Here is a 13,020-nt window from a genome sequence, read left to right on the forward strand (position 1 = left end):
TGATGTCAAAGCATCAGGGTCTTGCTTTCTGCAAAATAGCAGCCGCGCGGAATCAGCCCGCGTTGAAATCCATGGCAACCTGTGTGTAGAGCAGCACGCTGTTCATCAGCGCGTCCTCATCCACCCGGTATTTTCCGGAGTGCTGGGGCCAGATGGCGCCGCAGGCCTCGCCGCCCACGCCCATCAAGGCGATGGCGCCGGGAACCTTCTCCATGAAGAAGGAGAAATCCTCGCCTCCGGTGATCCGGTCAATGGCAATTACCGAGTCGGGGCCGATGGCCTTTTCAGCCGCTCCAATGGACAGCTTGGTCATAGTCTCATCGTTGATGGTGGGAAGCACAATGCGGTCATAGGTCAGCTTGGCCTCGGCCCGGAAGGTCCGGGCGGTCTGGGTCACGACCCTCTCCATCATCTCTTCGAACCGCGTTTGCAGGTCCCGGCTGAAATAGCGGGTGGTGCCCTCCAGCTTGGCATATTCCGCCACCACGTTCCAGCGGGTGCCGACATCCATCCGGCCAACGGTCAGAACGGCCGGGTCGCCCGGTTCGATTTCCCGGCTGACGATGGTTTGGAGGTTGCCCACCATGGCGCTTGCGACGACGGCGGCATCCACGCACTGATGGGGCGCGGAGCCGTGGCCGCCCTTGCCCTGAATGTCAATGGTGAACATGTCGGCGGCGGCCATCCGGGGACCGGGGGCCAACGCCACCTTGCCCGCGGGCACGTCGGACCAGACATGAATGCCAAAACAGCCGTCCACGCCGTCCAGCGCGCCGTTTTCAATCATGGACTTTGCGCCCTGCGCAATCTCCTCCGCAGGCTGGAACGCCAGCTGAACCGTGCCGCACAGCTCGGATTTCAGATCGTTGAGCATCCGCGCGGCGGTCAGCAGAGTGGAGATATGGCAGTCGTGGCCGCAGGCGTGCATCACGCCCGGATTCTCACTGGCAAAGGGCAGTCCAGTCTCCTCCTGAACGGTCAGCGCATCCATGTCGCCCCGAAGCAGGATGGTCTTGCCGGGCTTTGCACCCTGAATGGTGGCCAAAATGCCGGTTTCCAGACCGCAGGGCCGCCAAGAGATTCCGAGCTTGTCCAACTCGGCCTTGACACGCTTGCTAGTCTCGTATTCTTTTCCACTGACTTCCGGATGGGCATGGAACCAGCGCCGCATCTCAATCAGGTAATCGCCGTATTTCGCGGCAGCTTCTTTGCGATTCAACTTTCAGCACTCCTTATTTCGATCAATTAAAACATTTTCGCAAACGCGCCGGCAACAAAGACCGACGTGATGGTAACGGTGACGAAACCGCCCACGATCATGGACGGGAACATCTTGCTCATCAGATATTCCTTCTCCTCGGGGGTTTGGGCCAGAGCGGTGCAGGTGGACTCGGTGATGATGGCGTCGCAGGGGAAGCCATATAGCGCCGTCAGGCCGTTTGCAAACGCCATGGGGAAGGACATCCGCAAAACCTTGGCCACGATAAAGGACATGACGGCCATGCCGACCACGCCGATGACGATCAGGATAATCATGGGGACGATGATGGCACCCAGCATCTCGGGGGTGCAGTCCTTCAAACCGTCGAACACGTACATCATCAGAGCGAACATGATGATGCCGTAAGAATTGGCCTTGTTCAGGGAGTTGGTGTCCAAAAAGCCGATGGTGGTGAAGAGAATACCCAGAACCAGCGCCCAGATGGCGCCGCTGATGGTGCCGATGTAGGGGAAGGCGATCTTGCCCATCTGTGTGGCGATCCAGCCCACGAAGGCCAGCTTGATCAAGACCACCACGGCGGAGTCAAACTTTGCAGGCAGAGGCGGAATCAGCTTCTTCTTAGCGGCGGCAGAGGCGGTGGCGGCTTCGGCCTTGCTCACGGCGGCGCGGTCGGCGTCGCTCATGGTGACCTCGCCGGAGCGGTATTTCTTCAGCAGACGCTTGCCTTCCACCTGAAGGCAGACGGCGGTGATGGGATAACCGGCAAATCCCTGAATGCAGTACATGGTGATGGCGAACACGGCGGCGGTCTGCAAACCGGCAGCCGCGGCGGCGTCTCGCATAATGGTGGCAGCCACAATGCCGCCGGTCAGCGGGGGCAGGCCGGCGATCACCAGATTCCGGTTCATCAGCAGGGGAGCGACCAACAGGGACAGCGCGCACATGCCCCCAAGGCCGCACAGGCAGACCACAATGGTCTTCCACTGCTCTTGGAGTTGCTTGAGGCTGATAACAGTACCCATGTGGGTGATCAGCAGATAGATACCGATGGTGCTGCCAAAGGGAATCAGCATACTGTCGCTGACCAAGGTGGGGGGAAGCACGGTCCAGTATCCGATCAGCATCACCACGGCGGTGACAAAGACGGAAGGAACCCATGCCTTCGTCACGGTGGAAACGACCTCGCCAATGATAAAAGCGGCTGCGCAGATGACGAATGCAAGTGCAAAGTTGTACATGTCCTCTCCTCTTTCTGTGTTAGATTGTCTCTATTTAAAACCCGCCGGACGGACATCGGGCGCTTTTGGCAGGACACATGCCCGAAATTCCTTCCTTTTGGGGCAGGAATGCGCGATTAGTGGTTCAGGAACTCAACGGCAATGCTGGCCATGGCTCGAATGCCGTAAGGCATGGCTTCCTCCCGCAGAGTCATTTTAGGACTATGAAGGGGATAAAGCGCATCGCCGCCCTGTCCGCCAAAGAGCATGAAGTAGGCGGAGGGCGTACCGGTCATCTGACGGAAGTAGGCAAAGTCCTCGCTGAAACCCATGGGGCGCTCCAGCTCCACGATGGCGTCGCTTCCCAGCTCATCCGCCACGGCTTTTTTGGCGCAGTCCACCAGTTCCTCATCGTTGTACGCGGCGGGATAGCCGTAATAGTGGTAGATATCCACCTTGCAGCCGGAAATGGATTCCATCCCCTTGCTGATGGCGAACATCTGCTGGCGGATGGTTTCCCGCACCTCCTCGGAAAAAGCGCGGGATACGCCGCCGAATTTGACCTCGCCGGGAATCACGTTGGGCGCGTCGCCGCTGTGGATACTGCCAATGGAGAGAATTCCTGTCTCCAGCGGGTCGATTCGGCGGGCGACAATCTGCTGCATGTCCACGATCATCTGGCAGGCGGCCAGAATGGGGTCGTCCGTCTTCTGCGGCTCGGAGCCGTGGCCGCCCCGGCCTGTCACCGTCACATCGTACAGGTCCACGGAAGTGGTCATGGCACCGGCGCGCATACCGACTTTGCCCAGCAGGGTTTCATCCGGCAGCATGTGGATGGCGTAAATCGCGTCCACATGGGGATTCTCCAAAACGCCTTTTTCCACCAGCTCCTTGGCTCCGCCGGGAAGAGTGTCCTCGCTGTGCTGAAAGATCAGCTTTACCGTTCCGCGGAACTGCTCCCGCATCCCGCACAGCACCTTGGCAACACCCAGCAGCATGGACGCGTGCATATCATGTCCGCAGGCGTGCATCATGCCCGGCGTCTCGCTGGAGAAGGGGAGGCCGGTATCCTCGGTCACCGGAAGAGCGTCAATGTCGGCCCGCAGGGCAACGCATTTGCCGACTCCCATCGTGCCATGGATCAGAGCGACCACCGCCGTGGGAACAGGCTGTTCGATCTTATCCACGCCGTATTCCGCCAGCTTTTCACGGATCAGCGCAGAGGTGCGGACCTCCGACCGGCCGATCTCCGGATGGCGGTGAATATCCCGCCGAATAGAGACAATCTCGTCGATACATGCTTCTGACCGGGTTTGAATGGTACTCATTTCATCAGATTCCTTTCACTTGCATTTCTGCGGCCAACGCCGGACACCGTCCAACGCGCAGGCCGCGAAGAGCACGGGAGGGGGCAAAAGCTCCGCTGAAAAAACGGCAAAGGGCAGCGCCAAATCTCCCTGCAACAGCGCCTGAACGGTTAAAAAATAAAATAAAAGAGGGATTTTTGCAAAACATCCGCAAAAATCCCTCTCACACGAGTTCGCACAGACGCCTTAGTCCTGCCATTCCTATGTTCGGTTTCAATAGAACAATTTCATTGCTGCTGTCAAAAAAGTTTAGTCGTTTAAAGTATTATGACGCAGAATGTCGAAACAGTCAAGAGCCGATCCGGAAAAACTCTCCCAAAAAAGAGAACATATCCACACTTTATTTGATATTTATGTACACAAGATTTTACACAACGGAGCCACGTATGCGGGTGTGCGCCCTAAGTGGTCTGACATGTGTCGACTGTCCGCATTAAAAAGACAGGCACGGATCTGGTCAAACTTCGATCTGGCGGATGAGATTCACCATCTCAATCGCGCCCACGGCGCAGTCAAAACCCTTGTTGCCCGCTTTGCTGCCCGCCCGTTCAATGGCCTGTTCAATGTTTTCCGTGGTCAGCACGCCGAACATCACCGGAATATCGCTGTTCAGAGCAACGGACGCAACGCCCTTGGACACCTCACTGCATACATAGTCATAATGAGAGGTGCTGCCGCGAATCACGGCGCCAAGGCAGATCACCGCATCATATTTCCCGCTTTTTGCCATTTTAGAGGCGATCAGGGGAATTTCAAACGCACCCGGAACCCACGCGAGGCTCACGTCCTCCTCTTGAACGTCGTGGCGCTTCAGACCGTCCAGCGCCCCCTCCACCAGTTTGCCGGTGATGAATTCATTGAACCGGGCGGCGACGATACCAACTTTGATCTCCTTGGATACCAGTTTTCCCTCGTAAATTTTCATACTTTTCCTGCTCCTTTTTTAAATGTTCAATAGTTCAAAAGATGCCCCATTTTTGCCTGCTTGGTCTTGAGATAAAAGAGATCGTGGGCGGTGGCGCTCATCTGGATCGGAACCCGCTCCACGATTTCCATGCCGTAATCCGCCAGCTGATACACCTTGTCGGGATTGTTGGTCAGAAGGCGCAGCGTTTTGGCTCCCAAATTCCGCAGAATCTGTGCCCCGATGAAATACTCCCGCTGATCTCCGGCAAAGCCCAGCGCGAGATTTGCCTCCAGCGTGTCCATGCCGCCGTCCTGCAATTCATAGGCCCGCAGCTTGTTCAAAAGCCCGATGCCGCGTCCCTCCTGCCGCATGTACAGCAGGATGCCCCGGCCCTCCTGTTCAATCTGCGCCATGGCGGCGGCAAACTGCTGTCCGCAGTCGCAGCGCAGGGAGCCGAAGGCGTCCCCGGTAAGGCACTCGGAATGGACGCGGCACAAAAGATTTTCTCCGCCGCCCACGTCGCCCTTCACAAGAGCTACATGGTGCTCGCCGTTGAGCTTGTTGCGGTAGCCGTAAGCCGTAAAATTCCCGTATTTGGTGGGCATTTTCGTGACCGCCGCCCGCTCCACCAAAGAGTCGTGCTGCTTGCGGTAATCTTGCAGCGCCCGAATGGTGATAAATTTCAGCCCCCAAGTTTTAGCAAGTTCGCCAAGTTCCGCTGTCCGCATCATGGTTCCGTCCTCCCCCATGATTTCACAGCACAGGCCGCATTCTTTCAGCCCCGCCAAACGGCACAGATCCACAGTGGCCTCTGTGTGCCCATCCCGCTCCAGCACGCCGTTTTTCTTCGCCAGCAGGGGGAACATGTGGCCCGGACGGCGAAAGTCCTCAGGCTGTGCGTTTTCTGCTACGCACGCCATGGCCGTCACACTGCGCTCCGCCGCCGAGATGCCGGTGGAGGTGGAGACATGGTCAATGGAAACGGTGAAGGCGGTTTCGTGGTTGTCCGTGTTGTCCGCCACCATCTGGGGAATTTGCAGTCTGCGGACAAGGGCCTTACCCATGGGCATGCAGATCAGCCCCTTGCCGTGAGCGGCCATAAAGTTGACATTTTTCGTGGTGGCGAATTGGGCGGCGCAGATGAGATCGCCTTCGTTCTCCCGGCTCTCGTCGTCGGTTACCAGAATGATCTCGCCGCCGCGCAGCGCTTCCAGCGCTTCGGGAATGGTGTTGTATGCAAACATGGTTGTTCTCCTTAAAATCCAGATTCCGCCAAAAAGGCGGGGGTAATGCCAGTACCGGCCGGGCGACACGGCTGCATCCACTTTTCTACATATTTTGCAATTGCGTCGTTTTCAAGATTGACGGTGTCGCCCACCCGGCGCTCAGAGAGGGTGGTTTCCTGCGCTGTGTGTGGGATGATGGAGACAGAAAAATCCTCCCGTCCCATGGACGCCACCGTCAGGCTGATTCCATCAATGGCGACGGAGCCTTTTTCCACGATGTAGCGGAGGATTTTCGGCTCTGCGGACACGGTGTACCACACGGCATTTCCGTCCCGGCGAATGCGCAGGAGTTTGCCGGTTCCGTCAATGTGGCCGGAGACGATGTGTCCGCCAAAGCGTCCGCCCGCGGACATGGCCCGCTCCAGATTGACATGGCTTCCGGGTATGAGACTGCCCAACGAGGAGCGGTTCAGTGTTTCGTGCATCACGTCGGCGGAAAATACCCGCTGTTCAAGGGCGGAGACGGTGAGGCATACGCCGTTGACCGCCACGCTGTCCCCCAGCTTGAGATCGTCAAAAATACGTTCGGCCTGCACGGTCAGTACCGCGCATTCGCCCCCGCGCCGCAGACTGCGCACGGTTCCAAGCTCCTCGATTAATCCTGTGAACACGGCGGTTCCACCTCGCTTTCCAAAAGGAAATCCTCTCCCACACAGGTCACGGTGGTATTGACCAAATGCCAAGCGTCTCCGGGAGCGGCGGCGCCACGGCCGCCGATGGGGGATTTGGCCTCCGCGCCGCCCAAGAGCTTTGGCGCAAGGTAGCACTGTACCTTTTGTACAATTCCGCTTTTCAGCGCGGACCAGTTCAGCGATCCGCCGCCCTCCAGCAAAACGCTGTCGATCTTTCTTCCACCCAGCTCCGCCATCAAGGCCCGCAGGCCCACATGTCCGTCCCATTCCGGCAGGTCCAAAACCTCGCATCCCGCTTGCTGATAGGCAAGCCGTTTGCGCTCATCCGGGCGGACAGCGGCGAGAATGGTGGGGACCTGCGCCGCCGTTTGCACGATTTTTGAATCCAACGGCGTGCGTAGGTGGGTGTCGCAGATCACACGGACGGGATTCTTTCCGCCCTCCATCCGACACGTCAGCAGGGGATCGTCCGCCAGTATCGTTCCAATTCCCACCATAATGGCCGAATAACGGTGTCGGTCGGCCTGCACCCGCGCCCGGGCCGCCTCGCCGGTGATCCACTTGGAAGCGCCGGTATAGGCGGCGATTTTTCCGTCCATCGTCATGGCGTATTTCATCACGACAAAGGGGGTTCCTTGGCGAATAAAGTGGAAAAACACCTCGTTGAGCCGATCACAGGCCTCCCGCAAAACCCCTTCCGTCACCGTTACACCATAGGATCGCAGAATTGCCGCGCCCTTTCCGCAGACCAGCGGATTGGGGTCGCAAGAGCCGATCACCACCCTTGCGACGCCGCTTTCCAAAATTGCCTCCGTGCAAGGGGGTGTCTTCCCGTGGTGGCAGCAGGGCTCCAGCGTCACGTACAGCGTCGCCCCCGCGGGGGAGGTCTTGCAGTCGGCCAGCGCGCTGCGCTCCGCATGAGGGCCGCCGTATTGTTGGTGCCAGCCCCGCCCGATGATTTGTCCGTTCTTCACGAGCACCGCGCCCACCATGGGATTGGGCGCGACACTGCCGCAGCCCTTGCGGGCCAAGTCCAGTGCCAAAGCCATGTAGTCTCTGTCTTCCATGCAGTGCCTCCACACAAAAAAATGCCTTGAACAAAATCGTTCAAGGCATGTGGAAAAGGAACGCCGGAGCAGGCGTATTTTTGACAAAAAAGCTCTGGAATGATCGCAATCATCCCAGAGCAGGTCAACAAAAATACGCGCAGCATCTGCGCAAAATTATCGCATCTTCTTTCATCCAGACTGTACTGTCGGCTTCGGAATCACACCGAATCATGCCTTGCGGCTCGTGGGCTTTACCACCGGTAGGGAATTGCACCCTGCCCTGAAGATTTTATTCACTTGTCCCTGACAATATAGCACCGCTTTTGGGAGATGTCAAGCAGGTGGGGCGCGGACCCCGATGCAAAGGGCTGGACAGAAATCTTCGGTAAAAAAATCCGTTCGGATGGGCGTGCCTTCAGGGGCAGAGGGGAAAAACGGGGTGGAGGAGCGACAAAATTCGAGCGGTTCAAACGGTTTTGAATGAAACGATGCACCGGTTTTTGGTTGAAACAGACAAAATTGTGTGATAGAGTAAATAGAAAACCGCCGCTCTGGCGCAGAGAGAAGGGCTTCCGTGGGCGAAAAGGCCGACTTGCGGGGAAAGCACGTCTCCTCCCTGATCCCCGGTATTCTCCTGATTATACTTGCATCCCAAATCTATATCAGTTTGTTTTCCGGGCGGCTTTTGATTACGGTCGCCGCGGCGCTGCTGCCGATTTTGGCCTTTTTGTGGCCCGATTTTTTGTTGATGCCGTCCGCTCTGCTTGCATCGGTAGGCATTTTTTTGCTGCGGCTGCTGCTGCAGCCGGGGGGAAGTTTTGCACAGAGCTGTCAGGTCCACGCGCCGGAGATGCTGTTTTATCTGGTTGACTGCGTTTTGCTGTCACTCTATCTCCGCCGCGTTCCTCTGCGGCCGGTGCGGCCGGAAAAATTCCTGCCGCTGGCGGGGATCGACATGATCTCCAACGTGGCGGAGCTGCTGGTGCGCACGGGGGTTGCCGCGTTTGCGCCGCTGTCCCTTTTGCAGCTTTTGGGCGTGGCCGCCGTGCGGACGTTTCTGGTTTGGGTCACCTTGCGGATGTTGGACGCTTACAGCATTCAGGTTCTTCGCCGGGAAGAAGCGGAGCGCTATCAGCGGCTGCTGCTGATGACGGCCTCGCTGAAAAGCGAGGTGGCATGGATGACAAAGGGAACCGCGCTGATCGAGGACACGATGCACACGGCCTATCACCTGTACGGCGAGTTAAGAGACAGCGGGGCGCAGAGCAGGCAGGTGGAGGCGGCACTCACGATTGCCAAGGACATCCACGAGGTGAAAAAAGAATATTTTCAAATTGTGCGTGGAATTATGGAAGCGCTGGAGAGCGACGTTGACAGCGGCGGCATGGAGCTGGGTGAGCTGCTGCGGATCATGGGGGAAAGCACGCGGCGAACCGCCCATGCGGCAGGGAAAACCGTATCCCTTACCACCGTTTGCACCGAAAAGATTACCCTGCGCCAGCACCACTATTTGATGTCTGTGCTGCGAAACCTGCTGAACAACGCCGTGGAGGCCGCACCCGACGGCGAAGAGGCTCATCTCACGCTCCATGTACAAAGCGAGGGGGATGAGCTTGTCTTTCAGGTGGAGGACGACTGCGGCGGTATTCTGCCACAGCATCTGGAGCAGATTTTTCTGCCGGGCTTTTCCAGCAAGATCAACGAGACAACCGGCGAAGTCAATCGGGGACTGGGGCTGACCATTGTCAAAGAGCTGGTGGAGGATCGGCTCCACGGCAGCGTCAGCGTCCGCTCCGAGGAGGGGAAAACGGTATTTGCCGTTCGCGTTTCGCGGCGGGAGCTGATGGCGGAGGAGGACTGACATGGATATCTATCTTGTGGACGATGACCCCGCTGTGCGCAATGTGCTGCAGCTGATTTTAGAACGGGACGAGCGGTGCTGTCTGGTGGGCTGCGGAGAAAACGGCACGGAGGCGCTGGAGGACCTGCGTCATGTCCGGCCAGAATTGGTGCTGGCGGATTTTTTGATGCCGGGGATGGACGGCGTGGAATTTGTGCGGCGGGCAAAAAAGCTGTTTCCGGCGGTGCGCTTTGTTATGCTCTCCCAAGTGTCCTCCAAGGATATGGTGGCTGAGGCATATGACGCGGGAGTGGACTTTTTTATCTCCAAGCCCGTGAACAGTGTGGAGGTTTTGAGCGTGATCGGAAAGGTGGGGGAACTGCTGACTATGGACCGCACCTTGGACCAGCTCCGCTCTCTTTTGCAGGATACGCCCGCGCTTCAGAAAGAAGCGTCCGTTCGCTCTTCCGCACCACAGGAGGGAGACGGGCGGAGGCAGGCGGCCTTGACCGCCATCCTTCAGAAGATCGGTCTTGGCGGCGACCCAGCCTGTCGGGAAATTATTCAGGCGGCGGAGTATCTGGCCGACTGTGGAACGCAGGCGGAGACTGTGACGGTGGCGCAGTGCTGCGCCCATTTCAGCGCCTCGCCCAAATCCATGGAGCAGAGGATTCGCCGTGCCGCCGCCGCAGGCATGGTGAATCTCGCCAACCTTGGCATTGAGGATTACGGCAACGATACGTTTACCGAGTATGCTGGGACGTTGTATCACTTTGAGCAGGTGCGGCGGGAGATGGACTGTATCCGCGGCAAGAGTGGACAGCATGGCCGCGCCTCTTTGAAAAAATTTCTTTATGCGCTGGCTGCGCTTTCCAGCGAACGCTGACAGACGAGGAGCCTTTTAGTGTCCTGAATCCGAAGAAAACTAAAAAAAGATTATCGCCTGAACCGCGCTCTCCGAAGAAATCCGGGGGCGCGGTTTTTCTGCCGTTTGTGCGCCATATGAAATCTTTTGGCATGTGGAGATTCAATTATATGAAATTATGTACTACCGGTTATTCACAAAAGGAAATGCAATATTTATACAAGTACTACAAAAATGACAATAATTAAAAATTTGACACTTTCTTTTTGTTACTTTTTGAAGATTTCGGAACTTCCCCGATAAATTGAATACAAACACAGCAACGCGCCATACAAGTAGGCAGGATAATACCTGCATGGCTGATCTTGCAGTAAAAAAATAGGAGGGAGCACCATGAAGAAAGTCAGTCTGACCAATGTTGTGAAATTCGCGGGGGCATATGTGGCTTGCGCCATCGGTTCCGGCTTCGCCACGGGACAGGAGATCATGCAGTTTTTTACAGCGCAGGGGATCGCCAGCATCCTTGGGTGTCTTGTGACCATGGGCGTTTTTGGCTGGGTGGGCGGCACAATTATGAAGCACGCCCGGGCTTTGGAACTGAAAGATCCGGGAGCGATCGTCCGCTACTATTTCGGCAACACGATGGGCAGGGCGTTTGAGATTATTTTCCAAGTGTTCCTGTTTGGCATTTTTGTCATTATGATCGCGGGAGCCGGGGCTACGCTTGCGGAATATTACGGCATCAACCCCTATGTCGGGCGCGTCATAATGACTGTCATCGCGTTTTTGTCCGTTATTTTGAGTCTGCGAAAGCTGACGGATATTCTGGGCAGTATGGGGGTTGTCATCATCGTTTTCTCTGTGGCCATCGGCCTGATCAGCTTTTTCCGGAACCCCGGCGCGCTGATGGCCGCCAATGAGATGGCCGCCACGATGGACCTGACGAAGACCGCCGGCGGCTGGTTCTTCTCCAGCATTCTCTATCCCGCGTTCAACGCCATCTGCGTCCTGATTTTTGCGGCGGGCATCGGTGCGGGCGCGAACAACGAGAAGGAAGCGCTGTACGGCGGACTGCTGGGAGGCTTGCTGTTCGGTTTGGCGGTACTGTGCATGAATCTGGGGCTGATGGCCAATTTCTCGGCAGTGGTGGGACGGGAAGTTCCCACGCTGGTGCTGGCAAATCAGCTGGGCGGCGTTGTGGGTGTGATTTTCTCCGTAATTATCATCTGCGGCGTCTATACCACGGCGGTCCCCATGCTGTGGAGCACGGCCAGCTGCTTTGGACCGGAGGGGACCAAAAGATTCAAGGTTGCGGCGCTGGTGTTGGCTGTGCTGGCCTTCCTGCTGGGCATGACGGATTTCAGCGTACTGGTCAACACAATCTATCCCGCCAGCGGTTATATGGGTATCATCCTGATGCTGACGATGCTGGGCCGCTGCCTCTTTGACAAGCGGAACAAGCTGACCGTGGGTCACAGTTTAAATCAAAAGCCTGCTAAAAAAGGGCACAAAAGCATGGGCGCGATTTCCCAAGCCTAAAAAACGAGGAGCTGAGAGTTCGCCGGAAACCTACGGGTCCCGGCGGACTTTTTTGCTTTTTTGCAGGGGAGTCGGCCGCCGCCGGGAGCCGCTCAAAATGCTGCGGCGGGACGGTTGGTTTCTGCCGGGGGAAGACGGCATTTATGGAAAAGTGAAAGGATAAGACGTAAAATTTTTAAAAATTAAAAATATCCCTTACATTTTCCTTAAAAATGTGCTAGAATAGTAAATGTTAGATGTGCGGTTCAGCAGCCGATGACTCGGCCGCTGGACCGGCACGCTTTTCTTAAGAGATGAGGAAAGCAATTTCCAAGCCGTGCGCCTGCCGCCAAAAAGACGGCCGCTACGCACGGCGGAAAAATAACTGGCGTTATTTTTCTGGGTGTTCCGGCAGACGGCTGCCTGCCGACGGGAAGCGGAGGAGAAATGTTTCAAAAAGATGCTCTGGTAATTTACGGGAAAACGGGAGTCTGCAAGGTGATGGATATTACCACGCCTGATTTCTGCCTGGCCAAGCCCGGAGAGAAGAAAAAGCTGTATTACGTGCTCAGTCCGCTGTATCAGGACGGGACAATTTACGCGCTGGTGGATAATCCCCGGGTATTCATCCGCCCCATTTTGACGAAGGAAGAGGCAAAGCAGCTGGTGGAACTGATTCCAACCATCCGGGCGCAGGCTTATTATGGCGGCAGTACGCAGGATTTGCGGAATCACTATCAGAATCTGCTGGATTCCAATGATTGTGCCGATCTGGTGGAGCTTGTCATGTCCATCTATGAAAAGAAAACATATGTGGAGCAGACGAAAAAGAAGTTCGGCGCAGTCGATGAGCATTTTATGAAGCAGGCGGAGCAGCTTTTGAACGGCGAACTGGCTGCCGCTCTGGAGATAACGGTGGAGCAGGTTTCAGATTATATTGCCACAAAGGTGAAGGGACGCAAGTCGTTGGCAGGCAGCGGCGCGCGTGCTTCGGCCAAGGAAACCGAGAACTGCGGGAACATGTAAGATTTTCCGCCGCAGAATGGCGGGGGTTAGACCGGGTGCTGCGGGGCAGCAATCCGACTATCTGAATAAATCAGACTTGAAAAGGCTTTTG

11 protein-coding genes and 1 riboswitch are annotated in these 13,020 nt (G+C 56.7%); of the genes, 4 read left to right on the forward strand and 7 right to left on the reverse strand.

What is annotated here, in order from left to right:
• Positions 1-52: 52 nt before the first annotated feature.
• The 7 genes from ON16_RS02465 to ribD form a co-directional block, all read right to left on the reverse strand.
• Positions 53-1,219 (reverse strand): amidohydrolase, encoded by a 1,167-nt coding sequence (locus tag ON16_RS02465; RefSeq protein ID WP_040659098.1) that lies wholly within the window; start codon positions 1,217-1,219, stop codon positions 53-55.
• Between the two features lie 26 nt (positions 1,220-1,245).
• Complete coding sequence (locus tag ON16_RS02470) at positions 1,246-2,460, reverse strand: hypothetical protein (RefSeq protein WP_040659099.1); 1,215 nt, start codon at positions 2,458-2,460, stop codon at positions 1,246-1,248.
• Positions 2,461-2,576: 116 nt separating this feature from the next.
• A complete protein-coding gene (locus ON16_RS02475; protein ID WP_040659101.1) occupies positions 2,577-3,767 on the reverse strand; it encodes a M20 metallopeptidase family protein in 1,191 nt (396 codons plus the stop codon).
• A 496-nt stretch (positions 3,768-4,263) separates the two neighbouring features.
• Complete coding sequence (ribH, locus tag ON16_RS02480) at positions 4,264-4,731, reverse strand: 6,7-dimethyl-8-ribityllumazine synthase (RefSeq protein ID WP_040659103.1); 468 nt, start codon at positions 4,729-4,731, stop codon at positions 4,264-4,266.
• Between the two features lie 26 nt (positions 4,732-4,757).
• Positions 4,758-5,957, reverse strand: coding sequence for a bifunctional 3,4-dihydroxy-2-butanone-4-phosphate synthase/GTP cyclohydrolase II (locus tag ON16_RS02485; protein ID WP_040659104.1), 1,200 nt, complete (start codon positions 5,955-5,957; stop codon positions 4,758-4,760).
• Positions 5,958-5,968: 11 nt separating this feature from the next.
• Positions 5,969-6,610 (reverse strand): riboflavin synthase, encoded by a 642-nt coding sequence (locus ON16_RS02490; protein ID WP_040659106.1) that lies wholly within the window; start codon positions 6,608-6,610, stop codon positions 5,969-5,971.
• Positions 6,595-7,698, reverse strand: a complete 1,104-nt coding sequence (gene ribD / locus ON16_RS02495) for a bifunctional diaminohydroxyphosphoribosylaminopyrimidine deaminase/5-amino-6-(5-phosphoribosylamino)uracil reductase RibD (RefSeq protein ID WP_040659108.1) — start codon at positions 7,696-7,698, stop codon at positions 6,595-6,597. Before ribD ends, ON16_RS02490 begins: the two co-directional genes overlap by 16 nt.
• 159 nt (positions 7,699-7,857) lie before the next feature.
• Positions 7,858-7,972, reverse strand: a riboswitch (FMN riboswitch).
• A 282-nt stretch (positions 7,973-8,254) separates the two neighbouring features.
• Here ribD and ON16_RS14865 point away from each other — a divergent pair.
• From ON16_RS14865 to ON16_RS02515, 4 genes are all read left to right on the forward strand, one after another.
• Positions 8,255-9,541 (forward strand): sensor histidine kinase, encoded by a 1,287-nt coding sequence (locus ON16_RS14865; RefSeq protein ID WP_051131480.1) that lies wholly within the window; start codon positions 8,255-8,257, stop codon positions 9,539-9,541.
• A 1-nt stretch (position 9,542) separates the two neighbouring features.
• Complete coding sequence (locus ON16_RS02505) at positions 9,543-10,406, forward strand: DNA-binding domain-containing protein (RefSeq protein ID WP_040659110.1); 864 nt, start codon at positions 9,543-9,545, stop codon at positions 10,404-10,406.
• A 372-nt stretch (positions 10,407-10,778) separates the two neighbouring features.
• Entirely contained in the window at positions 10,779-11,924 is a 1,146-nt protein-coding gene (locus tag ON16_RS02510) for a YkvI family membrane protein (RefSeq protein ID WP_051131481.1), read from the forward strand.
• Between the two features lie 426 nt (positions 11,925-12,350).
• Positions 12,351-12,929, forward strand: coding sequence for a CarD family transcriptional regulator (locus tag ON16_RS02515; RefSeq protein WP_051131482.1), 579 nt, complete (start codon positions 12,351-12,353; stop codon positions 12,927-12,929).
• Positions 12,930-13,020 lie beyond the last annotated feature (91 nt).

The organism is Oscillibacter ruminantium GH1, assembly GCF_000307265.1.
GTDB lineage: Bacteria > Bacillota > Clostridia > Oscillospirales > Oscillospiraceae > Oscillibacter > Oscillibacter ruminantium.